This window comes from Streptococcus sp. 1453, from assembly GCF_013276955.1.
Classification (GTDB): Bacteria; Bacillota; Bacilli; order Lactobacillales; family Streptococcaceae; genus Streptococcus.
Genome location: NZ_VMLZ01000008.1, coordinates 40,778 through 62,757 on the forward strand (window position 1 = coordinate 40,778; position 21,980 = coordinate 62,757).

The 21,980-nt window shown below is 43.1% G+C and carries 17 protein-coding genes; 3 read left to right on the top strand and 14 right to left on the bottom strand.

Going from position 1 to position 21,980, the window contains the following annotated elements; all coding sequences use genetic code 11:
- Positions 1-15 precede the first annotated feature (15 nt).
- A complete protein-coding gene (locus HW098_RS07240; protein WP_191995521.1) occupies positions 16-1,902 on the bottom strand; it encodes a sucrose-specific PTS transporter subunit IIBC in 1,887 nt (628 codons plus the stop codon).
- A gap of 379 nt (positions 1,903-2,281) precedes the next feature.
- Here HW098_RS07240 and HW098_RS07245 point away from each other — a divergent pair, with 379 nt between their 5' ends.
- Genes HW098_RS07245 through HW098_RS10755 form a run of 3 tightly spaced genes read left to right on the top strand, consistent with a single transcriptional unit; the run spans position 2,282 to position 4,814 of the window.
- Positions 2,282-3,736, top strand: coding sequence for a glycoside hydrolase family 32 protein (locus HW098_RS07245; protein ID WP_176139681.1), 1,455 nt, complete (start codon positions 2,282-2,284; stop codon positions 3,734-3,736).
- Positions 3,717-4,682 (top strand): LacI family DNA-binding transcriptional regulator, encoded by a 966-nt coding sequence (locus tag HW098_RS07250; RefSeq protein ID WP_176139682.1) that lies wholly within the window; start codon positions 3,717-3,719, stop codon positions 4,680-4,682. The genes HW098_RS07245 and HW098_RS07250 overlap by 20 nt, the downstream gene beginning before the upstream one ends.
- Before the next feature lie 6 nt (positions 4,683-4,688).
- Positions 4,689-4,814, top strand: coding sequence for a hypothetical protein (locus tag HW098_RS10755; protein WP_033689216.1), 126 nt, complete (start codon positions 4,689-4,691; stop codon positions 4,812-4,814).
- Between the two features lie 56 nt (positions 4,815-4,870).
- On the opposite strand, the gene HW098_RS07255 is transcribed toward HW098_RS10755, so the two are convergent.
- The 13 genes from HW098_RS07255 to HW098_RS07315 all read right to left on the bottom strand — a co-directional run bounded on the left by HW098_RS07255 (position 4,871) and on the right by HW098_RS07315 (position 21,907).
- Positions 4,871-6,145: a hydroxymethylglutaryl-CoA reductase, degradative gene (locus HW098_RS07255; RefSeq protein ID WP_176139683.1), complete on the bottom strand. Its 1,275-nt coding sequence runs from the start codon at positions 6,143-6,145 to the stop codon at positions 4,871-4,873.
- Entirely contained in the window at positions 6,145-7,317 is a 1,173-nt protein-coding gene (locus HW098_RS07260) for a hydroxymethylglutaryl-CoA synthase (RefSeq protein ID WP_176139716.1), read from the bottom strand. The genes HW098_RS07255 and HW098_RS07260 overlap by 1 nt, the downstream gene beginning before the upstream one ends.
- A gap of 112 nt (positions 7,318-7,429) precedes the next feature.
- Positions 7,430-7,879, bottom strand: a complete 450-nt coding sequence (locus HW098_RS07265; protein ID WP_000176928.1) for a threonine/serine exporter family protein — start codon at positions 7,877-7,879, stop codon at positions 7,430-7,432.
- Position 7,880: 1 nt separating this feature from the next.
- Positions 7,881-8,639 (bottom strand): threonine/serine exporter family protein, encoded by a 759-nt coding sequence (locus tag HW098_RS07270; RefSeq protein ID WP_176139684.1) that lies wholly within the window; start codon positions 8,637-8,639, stop codon positions 7,881-7,883.
- 88 nt (positions 8,640-8,727) lie between these two features.
- Complete coding sequence (gene pknB / locus HW098_RS07275) at positions 8,728-10,629, bottom strand: Stk1 family PASTA domain-containing Ser/Thr kinase (protein WP_176139685.1); 1,902 nt, start codon at positions 10,627-10,629, stop codon at positions 8,728-8,730.
- A complete protein-coding gene (locus tag HW098_RS07280) occupies positions 10,626-11,366 on the bottom strand; it encodes a Stp1/IreP family PP2C-type Ser/Thr phosphatase (RefSeq protein ID WP_000406247.1) in 741 nt (246 codons plus the stop codon). Before HW098_RS07280 ends, pknB begins: the two co-directional genes overlap by 4 nt.
- Positions 11,367-11,380: 14 nt before the next feature.
- Positions 11,381-12,694, bottom strand: coding sequence for a 16S rRNA (cytosine(967)-C(5))-methyltransferase RsmB (rsmB, locus tag HW098_RS07285; protein WP_176139686.1), 1,314 nt, complete (start codon positions 12,692-12,694; stop codon positions 11,381-11,383).
- Positions 12,687-13,622 (bottom strand): methionyl-tRNA formyltransferase, encoded by a 936-nt coding sequence (gene fmt / locus HW098_RS07290; RefSeq protein WP_176139687.1) that lies wholly within the window; start codon positions 13,620-13,622, stop codon positions 12,687-12,689. Before fmt ends, rsmB begins: the two co-directional genes overlap by 8 nt.
- Positions 13,623-13,634: 12 nt before the next feature.
- Positions 13,635-16,031 carry a primosomal protein N' gene (locus tag HW098_RS07295; protein WP_176139688.1) on the bottom strand — a complete coding sequence of 799 codons (2,397 nt, stop codon included), beginning with the start codon at positions 16,029-16,031 and terminating at the stop codon, positions 13,635-13,637.
- A gap of 65 nt (positions 16,032-16,096) precedes the next feature.
- Positions 16,097-16,411, bottom strand: coding sequence for a DNA-directed RNA polymerase subunit omega (rpoZ, locus tag HW098_RS07300; protein ID WP_173306608.1), 315 nt, complete (start codon positions 16,409-16,411; stop codon positions 16,097-16,099).
- A 24-nt stretch (positions 16,412-16,435) separates the two neighbouring features.
- Entirely contained in the window at positions 16,436-17,062 is a 627-nt protein-coding gene (gene gmk / locus HW098_RS07305) for a guanylate kinase (protein ID WP_000775041.1), read from the bottom strand.
- 129 nt (positions 17,063-17,191) lie between these two features.
- The gene (locus HW098_RS07310) at positions 17,192-18,805 is read right to left on the bottom strand and encodes a ribonuclease Y (protein ID WP_000404934.1); all 1,614 of its coding nucleotides are present in this window, start codon (positions 18,803-18,805) and stop codon (positions 17,192-17,194) included.
- A gap of 123 nt (positions 18,806-18,928) precedes the next feature.
- Positions 18,929-21,907 (bottom strand): DEAD/DEAH box helicase family protein, encoded by a 2,979-nt coding sequence (locus HW098_RS07315; protein ID WP_176139689.1) that lies wholly within the window; start codon positions 21,905-21,907, stop codon positions 18,929-18,931.
- Positions 21,908-21,980: the final 73 nt, after the last annotated feature.

The following is a 21,980-nucleotide window of genomic DNA, read 5'->3' on the forward strand; positions in this document are numbered from 1 at the left end:
GCTAGAGAAGATTGATTAGATTTTCACTTCGATCACAGCATCTCCCTTAGCAACTGAACCTGTTGCGACTGGAGCTACTGAAGCGTAGTCAGCTGTATTTGTAACGATAACCATTGTTGTATCATCAAGTCCAGCTGCAGCGATTTTGTTTGAGTCAAATGTTCCAAGAACATCGCCAGCTTTAACCTTATCACCTTGAGCAACTTTTGCTTCAAAACCGTCACCGTTCATAGACACAGTGTCAATACCAACGTGAATCAAAACTTCAGCACCATCAGTTGTTTTCAAACCAAAAGCGTGTCCTGTTGGAAAGGCAATTGAAACTTCAGCATCAGCTGGTGCATAAACCACACCTTGGCTAGGCTTCACAGCGATACCTTGTCCCATAGCTCCACTTGAGAAGACTGGGTCATTGACATCAGCAAGAGCGACAACATCACCGACGATAGGAGTTACAAGTGTTTCATTTTGAAGAGCTGCTGGAATGTTGCCAGTTGTTTCTTCTTGGACCAAACGTTCTGTCGCCGCTTCAGTAGCAACTTCTTTTTCATCCTCATAACCAAACATGTAAGTAAGAGCAAAACCAAGTGCAAATGATACAGCTACCATAAGAAGGTATTGGGCAAGTTGTCCGTTACCAACATAAAGCATTGTACCAGGGATGATGGTGATACCACTACCATTACCAGCAAGTCCAAGGATAGAAGCCAATCCACCACCGATTGCACCAGCAATCAATGAGAGGAAGAATGGTTTACGGAAGCGCAAGTTCACCCCGAAGATAGCAGGCTCTGTAATACCGAGGAAGGCAGAAAGAGCAGCTGGGAAAGCAAGTGTTTTTAGTTTTGGATTTTTAGTTTTAACACCAACCGCAACAGTTGCAGCACCTTGAGCTGTCATAGCAGCAGTGATGATAGCGTTGAATGGGTTAGCATGGTCAGCAGCAAGCAATTGAACTTCAAGCAAGTTGAAGATATGGTGCACACCTGACACGACGATCAATTGGTGAACCCCACCAATCAAGAAACCACCAAGACCAAATGGCATACTAAGGATCGCTTTTGTCGCGATAAGGATGTAGTTTTCAACAACGTGAAAGACTGGTCCGATGACAAATAGTCCAAGGATAGACATAACCAAAAGTGTCACGAATGGTGTTACCAAAAGGTCAATGACATCTGGAACGACCTTGCGGACAGCTTTTTCAAATTTAGCTCCGACAACCCCGATGATGAAGGCTGGAAGAACGGAACCTTGCAAACCAACAACAGGGATGAAACCAAAGAAGTTCATAGCTGTTACTTCACCACCTTGAGCAACTGCCCAAGCGTTTGGAAGTGAGCCAGAAACAAGCATCATACCAAGAACGATACCAACGGCAGGGTTACCACCGAATACACGGAAGGTTGACCAAACAACCAAACCTGGCAAGATGATGAAGGCTGTATCTGTCAAGATTTGTGTGTAAGTTGCAAAGTCTCCTGGAAGTGGCATTTCAAGAGCAATGAAAAGACCACGCACACCCATGAAGAGACCTGTCGCTACGATAACTGGGATGATTGGAACGAAAACGTCACCGAAAGTACGGATAGCACGTTGGAACCAGTTCCCTTGTTTAGCAGCTTCTGCTTTCATGTCATCTTTAGATGATGTTGGTAAACCAAGTGCAACAACTTCATCGTACATTTTGTTTACTGTACCAGTACCAAAGATGATTTGGTATTGACCTGAGTTAAAGAAAGCACCTTGAACTTTTTCCAAGTTCTCAATCACTTCTTTATTGATTTTTCCTTCATCTTTGACCATGACACGAAGACGAGTCGCACAGTGAGCTACACTGTTGACATTTTCACGTCCACCCAAGGCATCGATGACTTTTTTTGCAATTTCCTGATTGTTCATTTGCAAAAATCTCCTTATATAAAATTTTGTTCTTGTTTGAAAGCGATTTTATTCGCCCTACGACTATTATTTTATCATGTTTTAGAAATATGTCAAGCGTTTTGCAGAAAAAATATTCTATCCACTTAGTTTGCTCGCTTTAGATTGATTGATTTTGACTGTTTTATCAGGTGTTCCTTAAAAAAATAAGTTTAAAATCTTGGTTAAAAGGGTTTTATTTCATTCTCTTTCATATTTTTGTGAAAATTTGATTGATTTCCTGCATTTATTTTATGATAAACGTTTGGCAGTTTTTTCTCTTTTTTAACATAAAAGGCTTGCATTTTTAATCGAAAACGGTTACTATTAGAAGTGATAAGATTTTCGGAGGAATGAATGAATGGAATGGACAACCGAGCGTCGTTACAGACTTTATCAAGATTGGACGCAAGAAGAAATTCAACATATAAAAGAAAATATAGCACAATCTCCATGGCATACTCATTACCATGTTGAGCCAAAAACAGGACTTCTCAACGATCCAAATGGCTTTTCCTACTTTGATGGCAAGTGGATTGTTTTTTATCAGAACTTTCCATTTGGTGCAGCCCATGGTTTAAAATCTTGGGTGCAATTGGAAAGTGAGGACTTGGTTCACTTCACAGAAACTGGTGTCAAAGTTTTACCTGATACTCCATTAGATAGCCACGGTGCCTACTCTGGTTCTGCCATGCAATTTGGCGATAACTTGTTCCTATTTTATACAGGAAATGTTCGTGATGAAAACTGGATCCGTCACCCTTACCAGATTGGAGCTTTGATGGATAAGGATGGCAAGATTACAAAGATTGATAAGATCTTGATTGAACAGCCAGCAGACTCTACAGACCACTTCCGCGATCCACAAATTTTTAACTTTAAAGGTCAATATTATGCCATCGTCGGTGGACAGGACTTGGATAAAAAAGGCTTCGTCCGTCTCTACAAGGCTGTAGACAACGACTATACAAACTGGCAAGCCGTTGGCAACCTTGACTTTGCTAACGACCGTACTGCCTACATGATGGAATGTCCAAATCTGGTCTTTGTAGGGGAACAACCTGTCCTTCTCTACTGCCCACAAGGATTGGATAAGAAAGTTCTAGACTACGATAATATCTTTCCAAATATGTATAAGATTGGGGCTTCCTTTGACCCTGAAAATGCTAAAATGGTAGATGTATCTCAACTTCAAAACATGGACTATGGTTTCGAAGCCTATGCAACTCAAGCCTTCAACGCTCCTGACGGACGTGCTCTAGCTGTTAGCTGGCTTGGCTTGCCAGATGTTTCTTACCCATCTGACCGTTTTGACCACCAAGGAACCTTCTCTTTGGTCAAGGAACTCACTATCAAAGACGGCAAACTCTACCAATACCCAGTCGCAGCTATCAAGAACCTTCGTGCTTCTGAAGAACCTTTCTCAAACCGTGCCCAAACCAAGAACACTTACGAACTTGAACTCAACTTGGAAGCTAATAGCCAGAGCGAGATTACCTTACTTGCTGATCAAGAAGGAAAGGGACTTTCCATCAACTTTGACCTTGTAAATGGTCAAGTGACAGTGGATCGTAGCCAGGCTGGTGAACAGTATGCCCAAGAATTTGGAACAACTCGCTCTTGCCCTATCGATCATCAGGCTACTACTGCTACAATCTTCATCGATAACTCTGTCTTTGAAATTTTCATCAATAAAGGAGAAAAAGTATTTTCTGGTCGTGTCTTCCCACATGCGGACCAAAATGGTATCCTCATCAAATCTGGAAATCCAACTGGAACTTACTATGAATTAGATTATGGTCGCAAAACTAACTGATGTCGCCAAACTTGCAGGCGTCAGTCCTACTACCGTTTCTCGGGTTATCAATAAAAAAGGGTATCTATCTGAAAAAACCATTCAAAAGGTTAATGAAGCCATGCGAGAACTGGGCTATAAACCCAACAACCTAGCTCGCAGTCTACAAGGAAAATCAGCTAAGTTAATCGGCTTGATTTTCCCCAATATTTCTAACGTTTTCTATGCAGAATTGATTGATAAATTGGAACACCAACTCTTCAAAAATGGTTACAAGACCATCATCTGCAACAGTGAGCATGACTCTGAAAAGGAACGCGAGTACATCGAAATGCTCGAAGCCAATCAGGTAGACGGCATCATTTCGGGTAGCCACAACCTAGGAATCGAAGACTACAATCGTGTGACAGCGCCGATTATTTCCTTTGACCGCAACCTGTCACCAGACATTCCTGTCGTTTCCTCTGACAACTATGCTGGTGGGGTCCTAGCCGCCCAGACCTTGGTTAAGACAGGTGCCCAGTCTATCATCATGATTACAGGGAATGACAATTCTAACTCACCAACCGGACTGCGCCACGCTGGTTTTGCATCCGTACTCCCCAAAGCACCTATTATCAATGTTTCCAGTGACTTTTCTCCCGTCAGAAAAGAAATGGAAATCAAGAATATCTTGACCCGACAAAAACCAGATGCCATCTTTACTTCGGATGATTTGACTGCCATTCTGGTCATTAAAATCGCTCAAGAACTGGGCATTTCTGTCCCGAAAGAACTTAAAATCATCGGCTATGATGGGACCTACTTTATCGAGAATTACTACCCTCAACTGGCTACTATTAAGCAACCCTTGGAAGAGATTGCCTGCCTCACTGTTGACCTTCTCTTGCAGAAGATAGAAGGCAAGGAAGTTGCGACAACTGGTTACTTTTTACCAGTTACTCTATTACCAGGAAAAAGTATTTAATACTCAATGAAAATCAAAGAGCAAACTAGGAAGCTAGCCACAGGCTGCTCAAAGCACTGCTTTGAGGTTGTAGATAAGACTGACGAAGTCAGTTACATATATCTACGGCAAGGCGAAGCTGACGTGGTTTGAAGAGATTTTCGAAGAGTATAAGCACAAGAAAACTCAGACCGATCTGTCTGAGTTTTTTATGATCTTAAGTTTTCGAGATAGCGCCGGGCTGTCTCTAGGTTAAAAGTTTTATCTGCGATGAGACGCTCGATTAGGGGAGCAACTTCAAACTCACTAGCACCTGCTAGGAGAGCCAAGGATTTGGCCTGCAATTTCATGTGGCCTTGCTGAATTCCTGTGCTGACTAAAGCTTTCAGGGCTGCAAAGTTTTGGGCAAGTCCGATAGACACGATAATCTGGGCTAATTCTTTGGCAGAAGGATTTCCCAGTAGTTCATGACTGAGGGCTACACGAGGGTTGAGACCGATAGAACCGCCCTTGGTCGCTACAGGCATAGGTAAGGTCAGCTGGCCCACCAATTCTTCTCTTTCCATGTCCAGCGTCCATTGACTAAGACCTTGATAATGTCCATCTCGACTTGCAAAAGCATGAGCTCCTGCCTCAATAGCACGCCAGTCATTACCAGTGGCTACTAAAATGGCATCTATACCATTAAAAATCCCTTTATTGTGAGTAGCAGCTCGATAAGGATCAGCCTGTGCAAACTGGCTAGCCAAAGCCATTTTCTCTGCAATGTCTCGTCCTTGATCCTTTTGGCGACTCAAGTAGCGAAAGGCGAGGCGACAGCTTGCAGTCACCAGAGAATCGGTCGCGTAGTTGGACAGGATCCCCATAAGACTCTGTCCCTGACTAAGTTCTTCTAAGACTGGTTTCAAGGCTTCCAGCATGGTGTTGAGCATATTGGCTCCCATAGCTTCTTGGGTATCGACATGGAGATAAACAACGAGAAAGTCTGTTTCGCCTTTGATCTGCTCTACATGCAAATCACGCGCCCCGCCCCCACGTTTAACAATGGAAGGATAGGCTTGATTGGCAAGCTCCAAGAGCTCCGCTTTCTTGCTGGCAATCTTCTCTTGGGCTTGTTCAGGATTAGCAACTTGATAAAGGGCTACCTGCCCAATCATCTGGCGCTCATGGACTTGTGCAGTAAAGCCACCTGCTCGCTTGATGATTTTACTGGCGTAGCTGGCCGCAGCAACCACAGAGGGCTCTTCTGTCACATAAGGAACTGTGTATGCCTGACCGTTAACGAGAACCTCTGGGACCAGCGAATAAGGCAAAGAAAAAGTTCCCACTACATTCTCACTCAGCTGGTCTGCCACAGTCACACTCATCTGTTCATCCTGCTCCAGACTAGCTTGTCTCTCAGGACTAAGGAGCGCCTGAGCTTTTAACAGCTCAAGGCGCTCATGGTATGATTTTTTAGAAAATCCATTCCAACTTATCTTCATTATTTTTCAACCTTGCTATAACGGCGTTGGTGGTCGATAATTTCAACCAAGGCAAAATCTTGATTTTCATAACCTGCAAACTGGGCAGAGTTTGTTTCATCCAACACCACTTCCTCAAAGAAGATCTTTTCATATTCTGCAACAGATAGGGCAGTTCGTTGGTTGAGCTTGTTCAAGCGGTCCTTATCCAGATAGGCTTCATATCCTTCAACCAATTCACCACTGAAGAACTCAGCTACAGCCCCACTTCCGTAACTATAAAGAGCAATTTTATCCCCAGCCTTCAGGCTATCTGTATTTTCCAAGAGAGACAGAAGCCCAAGGAAGAGGGATCCTGTGTAGATATTCCCCACCTTTTGACTGTAGAGAATAGACTGGTCAAAATGGTTTTGCAAGAGGTCTTTTTTCTCTTGAGGCAAGTTCTTATCCATGATTTTTTTCAAGCCTTTTAGCGCTAATTTAGGGTAAGGCAAGTGGAAGCAAACAGCTGCAAAATCATCCAAAGTAAGCTGGTAGCGTTTTTGGTATTCAAGCCAAGTCGTTTTCAAACTATCCAAATATTGTTGGGTAGAATAGACACCATTCACATAAGGAGTTGTAGAGTAATTTGGACGCCAGAAATCCATGATGTCACGAGTCTGAGCCACATTGTCGTTATTAAAGGCCATAATGCGTGGATTTTGTGTAATCAACATAGCTACACTTCCAGCACCTTGAGTTGGTTCTCCTGGAGTTTCAATACCGTATTTGGCAATATCACTGGCAATGACCAAGACCTTGGACTCTGGAGAATTTTCCACATGCAGTTTTGCATAATGGAGGGCAGCTGTCGCTCCATAACAGGCTTCTTTAATCTCGAAACTACGAGCAAAGGGCTGGATACCCAGCAAGCCATGCACAAAGACGGCCGCAGCCTTACTCTGGTCAATTCCTGACTCGGTAGCCACAATGACCATGTCAATTTCTTGTCTTTCTTGCTCAGTTAAAATAGAGTCACTAGCACTAGCCGCCAAAGTCACGATGTCTTCAGTTAGGGGCGCAATACTCAATTCCTCGAGTAAGAGTCCTTTACTTAATTTTTCAGGGTCAATCCCCCTCGCTTCTGCTAAGTCTTGTAATTTCAAGACATATTGACTGGTCGCAAAACCAATCTTATCAATACCGATTGTCATATTTACCTCTGTTTTATCATTCATGTAAAAAATCGTTCACTACTATTTTATCACAAATGGCAGTAAAAGAGAGAAAAAAGACTTGATTCACCAAATCAAGCCTCTTATGAATCTAACTTTTATGCTGTTTTCGTAAGTAAGAATAAAGTCTAAGAATCACTGTTCCGCTAGCCATTCCAATGGAAATGACCAGAGCCAGCATGACAACCAAGGTCGCACTTGCCAGCGCTTTATTATAGTCCCCTGTCACAAAAAAGGCAGTTGTCCGATAAGAAAGATAACCCGGAACCAGAGGTGCCAAGATGGCCAAGATAAAGACCACAGCAGGTGTCTTATAAAGAATACTTAAAATCTGGCTGACACAAGAACCAATAATAGCTGCAATAAAAGTAGCCACAATAACATTGGTCGGTTCCTTGAGCAAGAGATAAATTAGCCAGACAGCCATGCCCAAAATCCCTCCAGGTAAGAGCATAGAGCGTTGCACATTGAGTACGATTAAAAAAGTGATAATGGCAAGAAGACTTGCTACTGCTTGTAATAAAAAGGTTGTTAGTGTCATATTAGTTCATCAATACCAAGGCGACAGAAGTTCCTGCCCCTAGAGCAAGGGTAATGAGCAGGGATTCAAACATCTTGCTCATACCAGAGTTTATGTGGTTGGTCATAATATCGCGAACCGCATTGGTCAAGGCAATACCTGGTACAAACGGCATGACCGCACCAGCTATAATCAAATCTGCCGTTGAAGGAAAGCCTGTATAGCGAGCCCAAAACTGGGCAATTATCCCAAAGACAAAGGCTCCAGCAAAGGCTGTCACAAAGGGAATTCGGATAAATTTTTCCACATAGAGTGAAAAGGCAAAACCAAACAAGGTCGCCACTCCTGCCCCAAGTGCGTCATAGATATTTCCACTAAACATAATTGAAAAGAAAGGAGCACTTAAGGTCGCAGCCAAAGTCACCTGCAACTTGGTATAAGGAAGAGGTTGGGCTTGCAAGACCGTCAATTGCTTAAAGGCTGTTTCTAAATCAATCTGCCCCCCAACCAGCTGACGAGAAATCTGGTTGACATCGCAGACTTTTTCGATGTTATAAGAAGAGGAGGTCACGCGCTTCATACGTGAAATATTGGTATTTTCAATGGAGAAAAAGATAGCTGCAGGCATAGCAAGGACATTACAATCCACAATCCCCTGCGAATGCGCAATCCGAATCATGGTATCTTCTACACGATGAATCTCTGATCCACTTTTGAGGAGAATGGTTCCAGCTAACATAATCACATCGATGACGGCATTTAATTCTCTTGATTCTTCCATGCTTGCCTCCTTTTATCAACTCCCTCTATTCTATCACAAATCCGGACTCAAAAAAAATCTTTGCCATGAAATCATGACAAAGATTCGTTTAATTACGAGAATTTTCGTGGTTCCCTTCACTACTTGATTGAGTAGTAGCAGGTGAATTCTCTCGTTGATTTCCTTGTTGGTTCCCCTGACTTGGTGTCGTAGTAGAACCTTGGTTTCCACGTTGGGCTGGTGCTGATGATGACGTTGACGGCGGTGTTTTTGGTTTGTAGATTGAAATCTTGACACGCGTCTTAGTCAAATCAACCTTTTCACCCGCTTTTGGACTCTGTTCAACGACTGTACCCTCAGTAGTTCCATCAGGAGCTGTCGATACTTCTACAACTTCAATATTGGCTTCCTTAATCCCAACAATTTGAACGAGATTGTTTTTAGTAAATTCAAGACTAGATCCTATATAACTTGGCATAGCAACGCTGGTTACTTTCTTAGCAACGGTTAAGGTAATCGTTGAGGCCTTGCTCAAATCATAGGTTGTTCCGGCAGCTGGACTCTGTCTGAGAACGGTTCCTGCTTCGCTCTCACTTGATTCTTCTTCCTCAATCTTGATGAGATTTTCAGGAACCTTCTTCTGCTTGAGTTCTGCAATAACATCTGTAGATTTACGGCCGATATAGTTACTCAATTGGAAGGATTGCTTGCCTGATGAGACAACCAAATTGATTTTCGTTCCTTCTTTTCGACCAGTTCCAGCGCCAGGATCTGTACGGATAATCCGCCCTTCTTCCACCTTTTCACTAGCCTCTGACTTCTCCTCGCCAATCTCAAAATTGGCTTTTTTGAGGGTTTCCTTGGCTTCCGCCACTGTCTGACCTGCCACATTTGGAATGGCAATGGTTGCAGGAGTTCTGGATAGTATCCAAATAAGAGAAGCTGCCACCAATACAATGCTGGCCAAAAAAATCAGGTAACGCATCTTAAATCTACGTTTTTTCGGTGCCTGTGGGTGGTAAGTTTCCTCTGTCACAGCCTGGCTTGGTTTTTTGATTGGTTTGTGTTCTGTCTGCGCTTGAACCTTAGGAATCGAGGTCAAGGTACTCTGGGATACTTTTGGTAGAGTCTTGGTGTCCGCCTTAGTCGCATCGTCAAAGACCAGCTTTGGTTCATTACGACGATTATAAGACAAACTACTAGACAAATCCACATACATTTCAGCTACTGATTTGTAGCGATCTGTCAATTTCTTAGCAGTTGCCTTGATAACAACATTCTCCAAAGCCTGGGGCACAGATGGATTCTCAGCAATAACGGACGGCAGTGGTTTTTGGAAATGCTGGAGGGCGATGGTCACCGCGCTATCCCCGTCATAAGGTATATGGCCCGTCAGCATCTCATAGAAAATAATCCCCATTGCATAGATATCACTTTGTACAGTCGCCTTCGAACCACGCGCCTGCTCTGGTGACAAGTAATGAACTGAACCCAGCATCGAGTTAGTCTGAGTCAGACTCGTCTCAGCAAAGGCTACTGCAATCCCAAAGTCTGTAACCTTGACAGTCCCATCTGGTGTCAAGAGGATATTTTGAGGTTTCAAGTCCCGGTGAACAATTCCTCTGGTATGGGCCAAACGCATGGCTAGGAGGATTTGTCCCATGATACGGACGGCTTCTTCATTAGAAAGAGGATAATGTTCCTTGATATAGCGTTTAAGGTCAAGTCCAGCCACATACTCCATAGCTAGGTACTGTTGACCGTCTTCCTCGCCAATATCTGTTATCCGAACGATATGAGGATGGTCTAAATCTGCCATAGCTCTCGCTTCACGCTGAAAACGAGCCACAGCTATCGGGTCTGTCTGGTAGTTGGTTCTCAGAACCTTCACTGCCACTTCTTCCCCATCTAAGATTAAGTCTTTGGCTAGGTAGACATCCGCCATGCCTCCTCGACCAATCTGTTTGACAATCCGATAGCGCCCGGCAAAAATCTTGCCGATTTGGATCATTCTGCATCCTCCTCGTTCATAGAAACAAGGGCAACCGTAATGTTGTCTAAACCTCCTGCATTGTTAGCAAAACGAACAAGTGTCTCCGTCTTATCTGCTAAAGGAATATCACTGGTTACAATATCACGAATCTCACTGCCTGAAATCATGTTGGTCAAGCCGTCACTATTGAGCAAGAGATAGTCGCCTGACTCAAGGATAACTGTCCCAAAATCAGGCTGAATTTCATCTTTTTGCCCGATAGACTGGGTGATAATATTTTTTTGCGGGTGAGCTTCTGCCTCTTCTGGTGTCAATTGACCAGCCTTGAGCAATTCATTGACCAAAGAATGGTCGCTCGTCAACTGATGGTATTCTTCTCCACGAATCAAGCCGATACGCGAATCACCAATATGAGCATAGATAGCCTGATTATCAATAATAGCAAGGACTTCCAAAGTAGTTCCCATGCCTCTGTAAGCTTCATCCTGACCAAGCTGGTGAATCTTTTGATTTTCAATTTCTAGGTAATGGGCGAACCATTCACGCACTTCATTGACTGTATCGATTTGGGTATCGACCCAAGCTACACCTAGGTCTGTTACCGCCATTTCACTAGCGATATTCCCTGCGCGATGACCTCCCATCCCATCAGCTAAAATAATCATGGTACGTCCAGCTCTATTGACATAGTGGTTGACATAGTCTTGGTTATTTGTCCGTTTCTGACCAACATCTGTTAATAATGAAATTTCCATGTGTCAGTTCCTTCCTAATCAGATATCTTGCGAAATTGACTGATAAAGAATCCATCACTTCCATACAATTCAGGTGTAATGAGGATACAGCCGTCTTTCATGATATCCTTACATTCATGTTCTAGTCTTACCTGCTCGAACTCAGGATGACTTTCTAAAAACGCCTCAACGACTTGAAAATTCTCCTCTGAGACAATAGTACAGGTACTATAAGTTATTATACCACCTTTGCCTAGTGTTTGACAAACACTACCTAATATTTCTAGCTGAATTTCCTTTAAGGACGCGAAATCTGCCGTTTCTTTATTGTATTTGATGTCTGGTTTTCGGCGCAAAAGACCGATTCCTGAACAGGGAGCATCCACCAAAATCTTATCAAATGAATCCTGCCCAAAAAACTCATGCACCTTTCTGGCATCCAATTTTTGCCTTTGAACCCGATCTGCAACTCCCAGACGTTGAGCATTTTCTTGGATTAAATCCAACTTGTGGTCGTAAAGGTCCAGAGCAGTAACCTGACCTGTCGTAAGATAAGAGGCTATATGGGCTGTTTTCCCACCCGGAGCCGCACAGGCATCAAGCACTCGCTCATCACCTTGTAAATCAAGCGTCGGAGCAACCAGCTGACTGGACTCGTCTTGGATGGTAATGGCTCCATCCGCAAACAAATCATGGCCTGCAAAATGCCCTTGCTCCTTAACCAGACCAGTGGTTGCTAAAAGGGAATTATTCGCCTCCAACAAGGCTTGGATTTCCTCTTTTCTGCTTAAATCAGTCACACGAATACTGGCCTTGTTGCGCACCAAAAGACTTTCAAAAATAGATTGCGCTCGCTCTTCGCCGTATTCTTCTTTGAGCTTGGCAACTAGCCAAACTGGGAGAGAATAGGCAATGGAATCACGCTTGTTTTTTCGCTTGATGCTAGCAATATCTGGCCAGCCTTCACGCAAGATACGGCGAAGGAGGGCGTTGACCAATTTTTCACTGCCTTTTTTACGGATTTTGGCCAATTCTACTGCTTCGTTGACCACAGCATGATCTGGAATCTTGTTCAAATAGCGGAGCTGGTAGGCACTCATGAGAAGAAGGACATAGAGCCAGTTATCTAACTTATCTCTGTCTTCGATAAAGTGGGATAGGTACCATTCCAGAGTCAGTTTACGGGCTACCGTTCCATAGACTAGCTCGGTCACCAAGCCCTTGTCTGCTGCCGAAAGTTGACTTCCCTTGAGATGCTTATTTAAGGCGATATTTGAGTATGCTTGATTGATAAAGACATCCTCTAATACTGCTAGGGCTAGACTTCTAGCCGTTTCTACTTTAGTCACCAAATCGTTCTCCTACAGTCAATGTACGTCCAACTCCGTTGAGGAAGGAAGCAATGTCCATCTTAGGTTTACCAGCTGGCTGCACTTGTTTGAGGGATAGAGCCCCTTCTGCCGTTGCGACAATCAATTCTTTCTTGCCGATAGAGAGAATTTCACCTGGATTTCCCTGACCTTCTACAGCTAGAGCTTCATAAATCTTAAAGCGGTCGCCCTTAAGGAAAGTATGGGCAACAGGCCAGGGGTTCATCCCACGGATCTGGTTAAAGAGTTGACGATTGCTTTTATTCCAGTCTAATTTTTCTTCCTCTGGCTTGATATTTGGCGAGAAAGTGACCTGACTTGGATCCTGCGGTTCAGGTTGGATTTCTCCAGCAATATAGGCAGGCAAAGTATCCAAAAGCAAATCACGACCAACTAGCGCCAATTTTTCAAACAAGGTGCCAACATTGTCCTCATCTGTGATCGGAATGCTACGACGAGAAATCATATCTCCTGCATCCATTTCCTTAACCATTTCCATAATGGTCACACCAGCTTCCTCATCACCTTGAATCAAGGCGTAATGGATAGGCGCACCACCACGGTGTTTAGGAAGGAGGGAGGCGTGAACATTGACCGCAAAACCCATGCTATCAAGGAGTTTACTTGGAAGAAACTGCCCAAAAGCAGCAGTCACAATTCCATCTGCTCCTAACTTCATAATAGCTTCCATCTCTGGACTTCCAGATAGTTTTTCAGGTTGGTAGATAGGAAGTCCCGCCTCTTTGGCAGCTTGTTTAACTGGGGTTTCTTGGATCACTTTTTTACGTCCGACAGCACGGTCTGGCTGGGTTACAACAGCTAGAATCTCATAACGGTCATCTGTCAAAAGTCCTTTTAAGACTGTTGCTGAAAAGTCGGGTGTCCCCATAAAGATTAGTTTTGTCATATCTTCTCCTTCTTATAAAAATTGCTGTGGCTCATGGTCAATGCTGAGACGGAGCTCACTATTTTCCCGTTCTTGAGTCAAGGCCAGAACCTGATTTAGAGTCGGCCCCAGCTCATCTTCTAAACGGTATTTAATTAAAATCTGGTAATGATAGAGGTTGTGGGTACGAGCAATCGGTTTTGGCGTTGGCCCGAGAATGTGACTGGTATCTGACAAACCTGACCGCAAAATGTTCATCACTTCATAGGCGCGTTTGACCACCTCTTCTTCTTTCTTATGAGAAAGGGTAATGCCAATGGTGAAATAGTAAGGCGGATAACCTAGTTGTCGTCTAATACCCATTTCATAGGCATAAAAGCCTTCGTAGTCCTGGTCTTTTGCAAATCGAATAGCGTAGTGCTGAGGATTGTAGGACTGTATCAAGACCTGCCCAGCTTTTTCGGCACGACCTGCCCGACCTGCCACCTGAGTCAAAAGTTGGAAGGTTCTCTCAGAAGAACGGAAATCAGGCAGATTCAAGGCTGTATCTGCATTGAGAACTCCAACTAGAGTAACATTGGGAAAATCCAATCCCTTGGCAATCATCTGAGTACCTAGTAAAATATCTGCTTCCCCTCGGCCAAACTGGTCAAGCAGAGCTTGATGACTACCTTTCTTACGAGTCGTGTCCACATCCATCCGCAAAATGCGGGCCTGCGGAAAGAGTTCTGCCAGCTCATCATAAGCCTTCTGGGTTCCCGTCCCGTAGTAACGAATACTGCGACTCTTACAGTTAGGACAGACCTGAGGAATGTCTTTCGAAAAACCACAATAATGGCAGTTCATGTTCTTGGTATCCATATGCAAGGTCAAGGAAATGTCACAGTTGGGACAAGTATCCACGGTCCCACACTCCCGACACATGACAAAGCTAGAATAGCCACGACGATTGAGCATGAGAACCACCTGCTCTTTTTTAGCCAGACGGTCCTGAATGACTTCTAGCAAAGGGGGCGTAAAGTTTGACGTCTCGTTTTGTCCGATATAGTCCCGAAAATCAATCACTTGAACCTTGGGAATAGTGGCCTGAGGATTGGCGCGTTGGGTCAGACGCAAGTGTTGATAGACGCCTTTGCCAGCACGCGCCCGGCTCTCTAAGCTCGGTGTCGCGGAACCAAGAACCAATGCCGCTTGATTATATTGGGCCCGTAAAATAGCCACCTCTCTGGCATGGTAACGGGGATTACTGTCCTGCTTATAAGTCGCTTCATGCTCCTCATCGATTATCATAACACCTAGATTTTTCAGCGGAGCAAAGATGGCAGATCTGGCACCAACCACAACTTGAGCATCTCCACGTTCTACCTTGCGCCATTCATCATACTTTTCACCATTGGACAAGCCTGAGTGAAGAATAGCCACTTTCTCACCAAAACGTGCTATAAAACGCTCCGTCATCTGAGGAGTCAGGGAAATCTCAGGCACCAGCAAAATAGCTGTCTTGCCCTTGTCCAAAGCTCCTTGGATTATTTGTAAGTAAACCTCGGTCTTCCCACTTCCTGTAATCCCTTGAAGGAGGAAGGGGGGCTGATGACTACCAATAGCACTGACAACCGCATCACGCGCCTGTCTTTGCTCTGGATTCAACTCCAAAGGCTGACTTGCCTCAATGCCTTCAAAATAAGCAGCCGAGCGTTGCACTTCCTTTTTGACTATGGTCACAGCACCTTGTTCCACAAAGAAGTTAACTTGCTCCCGCGAGTAGGAATCTAACAAACTAGCCAAGGAATCACTCTCTGGATGAGACAGCAGATAGTCTCTCAGTTCTAACTTTTTCTTGGCGCGTGCAGAAATCTCTACACCTTCTAACTGAACAAGGTCAACCTCATACCAAGACTGGGTCTTGACCTTCTTCTGATCGACAGCCTGATATTCCAGGCCAAGTAGACCTTTTCTAGTCAAACGCATCATTTCGGCTTGCTTACCTAAATCCAGAGAAGAAAAGGCAAGCGAATCTTCTGAGCCAAATAGACGCTCTCGATCTTCCTGACTCAAACCTTCCAAAGGATAGAGAATCTTGTCATAGCTGGAGTTCAGAAATCCCGGCAACATAGCCTTGAGGATGGAAATTTTATAGGAGAAGACAGATTTGCGTAACTCCTCAGCCAGCCAGAGTTGTTCTTGCGTGAGAACAGGAGAAAAATCCAGCACCTCTGCAATATCTTTTAAATCTTGCTCCATCTCTTCTTCATCTGGTTGGGACTCCAAACCAAGAACAATCCCTTGAATCAGGCGATTGCCCTTACCAAAGGGCACATGAACCCGCATCCCAACTTCCAGCATTCCCTCAAACTCCTCAGGAATCCTGTAACTATAGGGCTGGTCCGTCTGCATCAAAGGCACATCTACGATAATCTTGGCTATAGCCATCTTCTCACCTCCTCCTTGTCAGTACATTCTTGCAATAGAAAAAATAAGATTGAGTCCCCCCAACCTTAAATTTTTTCACCTTCTTCTTTTTCTTTAGCGATTTGCTCTTTGATTTTCTTTTCTTCTTCTTCTTTGCGGCGTTTTTCTTCTTCGATACGGCGACGCACTGCTTCACGTTTTCCTTCTGGATCTGGGTGAATCGTAACGTTTCCTGATTCGATTTCTTCTAAAGCGCGAAGAGTTGATTTTTCAGATTTGAAACCTTGAGTTGCTGGCGCACCTGCTTCCAATTCGTGGGCACGTTTTGCTTCCAAGATTACGAGTGAATATTTTGAAGGAACCTTGTCGAGCAAGGTATCAATAGAGGGTTTTAACATCATTTGCTTGTACCTATTTTCTAAATTTTATCGGGTAGTTGGAGATTTTGGTAACATCTCCTGATAGTGACCAATGACACGATCCACACGGAAGTGCTCTGCTTCGATCACACGTTTGACACGCTCAGCAGCTAGGGGCACCTGATCGTTGACAATCGCATAATCATACTCACGCATAAGCGCAATTTCTTCCTTGGCTTTTTCGATTCGTTGGGCAATTACTTCTGCACTGTCTGTTCCACGTCCTACCAAACGATCTTGCAATTCATCCAAATCTGGTGGTGTCAGGAAGATAAAGACAGCATCTGGAACCTTTTTCTTGACCTGAAGAGCGCCCTGAACCTCAATTTCAAGGAAAACATCGATTCCCTTGTCCAAGGTTTCATTGACGTAGGTCAGAGGAGTTCCATAGTAGTTGCCGACATATTCTGCGTATTCCAACATCTGTCCTTGACGAATCAGCTCTTCAAACTCTTCACGAGTACGGAAGAAATAGTCAACACCGTCCACTTCTCCAGGACGTTGTGCGCGTGTCGTCATTGATACAGAGTATTGAAATTGGTTTTCAGAACTCTCAAAAATCTCTCTTCTAACCGTTCCTTTTCCAACCCCTGAAGGACCAGAAAAAACGATTAGTAAGCCTCGGTCTGCCATTGTGTCTCCTTTTAGTCAGTCTGTGAAATAACATTTCTCTAGAATAATGGCAAAAAGCCAGATTATCCTTTACAGTCTTTCTATCTAGTGTAACAAAAAAGCAGTAATTTTTCAACTGCTCTTTCTTATTTATTTAGCATAATCTACTGCACGAAGCTCACGAATCACGGTTACCTTGATATTTCCTGGGTAATCGAGATTGTTTTCAATTTTCTCACGAACTTTGTGAGCCAAGATTGTGACTTTGTCGTCCTTGATTTGTCCTGGATTGACCATGATGCGGATTTCACGTCCTGCTTGAAGGGCAAAGCTATTTTGTACCCCTTCAAAGCCGTTAGCAATTTCTTCCAAATCATGGAGACGCTTGATGTAGCTTTCAAGAGACTCACTACGAGCTCCTGGACGGGCTGCACTCAAGGCATCTGCCGCAGCGACGATCACTGCAATGACGCTCTCAGCTTCAACATCACCGTGGTGACTAGCGATCGTATTGACCACAACTGGGTGTTCCTTGTACTTACGGGCCAATTCCATACCGATTTCAACGTGGCTACCTTCAACCTCGCGGTCAATAGCTTTCCCAATATCGTGAAGGAATCCAGCACGACGAGCAAGAGCCGCATTTTCACCAAGCTCGCTCGCCATGATACCAGCCAACTTAGCAACCTCAATCGAATGACGCAAGACGTTTTGTCCATAAGAAGTACGGAACTGCAAACGTCCCATAATCTTCATCAAGTCTGGATGAAGGTTTGGCGCACCAATCTCATAGGCTGCTGCCTCACCGTATTCACGGATCTTATTATCAATCTCTTGACGGTTTTTCTCAACCAACTCTTCGATACGAGCTGGGTGGATACGACCATCTTTGAGCAACATTTCCATAGTCATACGGGCAATCTCACGACGAATCGGATCAAATCCTGACAAGGTCACCACTTCTGGTGTATCGTCGATAATCACATCGACCCCTGTCAAACTTTCAAAAGTACGAATGTTACGACCTTCACGACCAATAATGCGTCCCTTCATAGTATCATCTGGCAGATGAACTGTTGAGTTTGTTGACTCCGCTACATATTCACCAGCGATACGTTGCATAGCTTGAACCAAGATGTCCTTGGCCATTTTGTCAGAACGTTCCTTAACCTCTTGCTCAGCTTCACGAATACGGCTAGCAATCTCCTTGGTCAAGTTTTCCTCTGTCTGTGCCAAGATAATATCTCGTGCTTCTGCCTGAGACAGGGCACCAATACGCTCTAGTTCTGCTTCTTTTTGTCTTTCGACTTCCTCTAATTGCTCTTCACGCGCATCAAGGTTTTTCGCTCTATCAGAAATACTTTGTTCTTTTTGTTCAAGTGTTTGTTCTTTACTCGTCAAATTGTCGTCTTTACGGTCAAGGCTAGTAGCTCTCTCGGTCAAACGACTTTCGATTTGTTTGAGTTCTTGACGTTCTGATTTGAATTCAGCGTCCACTTCTTCACGGTATTTTCTGGCTTCTTCTTTGGCCTCCAATAGTGCTTCTTTTTTAAGAGACTTGCTTTCACGCTTGGCTTCATTAACAAGTAAATCCGCTTCACGCTCAGCTTGTCCACGTAAATTAGTTGCTTCTTGTTCAGCATTTAAAAGCATCAACTCTGCAGCTTCCTGAGATGATTTCATCTTAGCTGAGATGCTGACATATCCAATGACTAAACCAATGATGACGGCAAAAACAGCAATCGCAAGCGACATGATTTCCATGTTTTTACCTCATTTTATTGTTATTCCGAATGACATACATTCTTTTACATTCTACCATAAAAAAGTGATTTTCACAAACCTAAAATAGAATATGTTTTGGGGAAATTAGCGTGAATTTTAAGATTACACTTCTTCGGATCCCTTCAAACTTTTGAATACATCATCAATAAATATATCTGCTAATCTCTTCTTGAAAGAATCATTATTTAATAGAGCACCAAATAAATCTTGACTCTGAGAGTATCCTTCTATAAGAGCATTGTCAATCTCTTCTTCAAAAGCAAAAACGAAGTCTTCTCTGGAGTTGACACGAGCAGATTGCTTTAGTCTTGGATTCTTTTTCATCAATTCACGAATGGATACCGCTCCACTTAGACCGACTTGGTGATCAATATCCAAATCTAACTGTTCGTTAATTTCATCTAAGATTTCAGATAAACGCTTCTCCTGGTCAGTCGTAACACCTCCAGTACTTGGCTTGGTAAGTATTAACTCTGGATGATATTCCAATTCAGAAACTGACCTGAAGGAACCTGTTTGCTTATGTTTCATATAGTCCACTACGATCTTATCTGCGATTGTAAAATCATCTCCTCCAATGCGAACATCAATCATCTTGACAAGACTTTGCAGATAATTATAACGTTCGTGTAGAACTTCATTTTGATAAGCAGTTGCCTGAATCAAAAAAGTATACATTCTAAGAAAACCTCGAATAACCTTTCGAATAGAAAGTTGTTCTTTCTCTTCAAACCGTCTAACTCTATCATAACCTTGATTTAACAGAGAAACCATCTTTTGTTTTTCTCTGCTGTTTCTCTTTTCTTGATATAAGAATTGATTAAACTCATGAACAACATCACTGTCCAAGATACCATACTCATCAATTTTCCGATCCAAGGTCAAGACATCACTAGGTGTGACTGTATCTGCTAAAATAGTCTCACGGTAGTAGGGAGAAAAAGCTGAGCGAATATCGTCATAAGTATTTTTAAAATCAAGGATAAAGGTCTTCTTATTGTATCCTCTATAGATACGATTCAAACGAGACAATGTTTGCACCGCAGCAACACTTCGCAACTTTTTATCTACATACATAGCAACCAGTTTGGGTTGGTCAAACCCTGTCTGATACTTATTTGCCACAATCAGGATTTGGTAGTCTTCCGTATCAAAATGATCTTTCAAATAATCTTCCTTGACCTGATTCATTTGCGACTCAGTATATTCACTACCTTGGTAATTAACCTTGCCAGAAAAGGCAATCAGGGTTCCAATACTGGTGATACTGTGGTCTTTGAAGTACTTTTGAAAGGCCAATTGATACTTAACTGCTGCCTCACGACCCGAAGTCACAATCATAGCCTTACCTTGACCACCCAATTCAGCCATAATATCATGACTGATAAAGTGATCTATGATAATTTCAACCTTTTGATTGATATTTTCATCAGATAATTCTACAAACTTTGCAATCTTACGCTTAGCAAGAGTCGTTTTTAGCTCAGGATCTTCTTCAACTGCTTTATTGAGCTTGTAATAGGTCTTATAAGTCGTATAGTTATCTAAAACATCTAGAATAAAACCTTCCTCAATAGCTTGCTTCATACTATAAACATCAAAAGGAGCTTTAGAACCATCTACTTGTGTTGTACCAAATAGCTGTAAAGTTGTCGCCTTTGGAGTTGCGGTGAAGGCGATGATTGAGACATTGTCCTGCTTACCTGTCCGAGCAATCTCCTGCTCGATAGCATCCGCAACACTTACTTCTTGAATCTCATAGATAGTTCCATCTTCTGTATCTGTTTCTGTCAAGACTTGACTAACCGAACTCATATAGGATCCTGTCGTTGAACTGTGGGCTTCATCAATCAGGATGGCAAATTTCTTTTTCGCAGTGTTCCCTACAGACATCCAGTTGGATTGGTTGATCTGGGCAAACTTATGAATCGTCGTAGCTATGATTTTTGTATTTCCTGCTATCGCATCTGCCAAGTCGCTGGAGGTTTCTTTATCTCCCATTACCTTAACTACACCATGCTTGTGGGAGATTTCCTTGACTGCTTCTTGCAATTGACGGTCAACCACGATACGGTCTGTAACGATTAATACAGTATCCACAATATTTTGATTCTGATCATCATGAAGAGAAACTAAACTATGAGCCAACCAGGCAATAGTATTGGTTTTACCAGAACCAGCCGAATGCTGAATCAGATAATTACTGTCAGTATGGTTGACTTTCATGTCTTCTAGGAGACGGCTAACTGCTCTTCGCTGATGATATCTCGGGAAGATCAGGTTCTTCTTTTTAGAACTATGCTTATCCATCTCAAAAAAGATAAAACTCTCTATTAACTGGAGAATACTATCCTTGGTCAAGACATCAAGCCACAAGTAGTCTGTATCGACACCATTAGGGTTGTGAGGGTTGCCACTTCCCATCTCAATACCTTCCCCTTTCCCCACATTAAAAGGTAGGAAATAGGTTTCTTGTCCTTTCAATTGCGTCGTCATATAGACTTCTAGGGTATCCACTGCAAAGGAAGCCAAGACTCCCTGTTCAAAACGGAAAAGACGATTCTTAGGATTGCGCCCCTTTAGCTGCTTGATAGCATCCTGGACAGACTGACCACTGGGATTAAACTTAAGTTCGATAGCAAATAGTGCTAATCCATTGATAAAGATAACAAGGTCAATGCGGTCGCTCTCCTCGTAAACCACTTCTTCCATAATAGATAGACAGTTGGCTTGGTATTGTTGAACAGCCTTTTCATTAAAACTAGTCGCAGGTTTACGATAAAGAAGACGAAGTTGCTTGTTTTCAATAAAGACACCCTCTTTTAAGGCGAATAAAAAACCACCCTTGACGATTTCCTTATTGATAAGAGTGATGATCGTCTCCTTGCTAAGCTTTTTAAGGAGATAGTCCATGGTCTCCTCTTGGTTCTCCATCAGAAAATCCCACAGGAGTTCCACATCCATGGCTAATCTAGGATCGTAGCAAGTAGCGTCCCGCTGAATATAGTCATTTTTCTCTTTCAAGTCTTTGATAATCCACTGCTGGAAATCATAGCGCTCCTTCAAGCCCAAATTTGCCATAGCTTCTCACTTTCTAATATTAGCTCTTTTCATTTCAATTTAAAAATTTACAATAATCATTCCTTAAAAATTT

Coding starts and splice junctions, on each gene's coding strand:
- HW098_RS10755 (WP_033689216.1), top strand. CDS start 4,689: ATGAAAATCAAAGAGCAAACTAGGAAGCTAGCCACAGGCTGCTCAAAG.
- HW098_RS07265 (WP_000176928.1), bottom strand. CDS start 7,879: ATGACACTAACAACCTTTTTATTACAAGCAGTAGCAAGTCTTCTTGCC.
- HW098_RS07295 (WP_176139688.1), bottom strand. CDS start 16,031: ATGGCTATAGCCAAGATTATCGTAGATGTGCCTTTGATGCAGACGGAC.
- fmt (WP_176139687.1), bottom strand. CDS start 13,622: ATGACAAAACTAATCTTTATGGGGACACCCGACTTTTCAGCAACAGTC.
- HW098_RS07240 (WP_191995521.1), bottom strand. CDS start 1,902: ATGAACAATCAGGAAATTGCAAAAAAAGTCATCGATGCCTTGGGTGGA.
- HW098_RS07250 (WP_176139682.1), top strand. CDS start 3,717: ATGGTCGCAAAACTAACTGATGTCGCCAAACTTGCAGGCGTCAGTCCT.
- HW098_RS07255 (WP_176139683.1), bottom strand. CDS start 6,145: ATGAAGATAAGTTGGAATGGATTTTCTAAAAAATCATACCATGAGCGC.
- HW098_RS07310 (WP_000404934.1), bottom strand. CDS start 18,805: ATGGAAATCATGTCGCTTGCGATTGCTGTTTTTGCCGTCATCATTGGT.
- HW098_RS07315 (WP_176139689.1), bottom strand. CDS start 21,907: ATGGCAAATTTGGGCTTGAAGGAGCGCTATGATTTCCAGCAGTGGATT.
- HW098_RS07245 (WP_176139681.1), top strand. CDS start 2,282: ATGGAATGGACAACCGAGCGTCGTTACAGACTTTATCAAGATTGGACG.
- HW098_RS07270 (WP_176139684.1), bottom strand. CDS start 8,639: ATGGAAGAATCAAGAGAATTAAATGCCGTCATCGATGTGATTATGTTA.
- rpoZ (WP_173306608.1), bottom strand. CDS start 16,411: ATGATGTTAAAACCCTCTATTGATACCTTGCTCGACAAGGTTCCTTCA.
- gmk (WP_000775041.1), bottom strand. CDS start 17,062: ATGGCAGACCGAGGCTTACTAATCGTTTTTTCTGGTCCTTCAGGGGTT.
- pknB (WP_176139685.1), bottom strand. CDS start 10,629: ATGATCCAAATCGGCAAGATTTTTGCCGGGCGCTATCGGATTGTCAAA.
- HW098_RS07280 (WP_000406247.1), bottom strand. CDS start 11,366: ATGGAAATTTCATTATTAACAGATGTTGGTCAGAAACGGACAAATAAC.
- HW098_RS07260 (WP_176139716.1), bottom strand. CDS start 7,317: ATGACAATCGGTATTGATAAGATTGGTTTTGCGACCAGTCAATATGTC.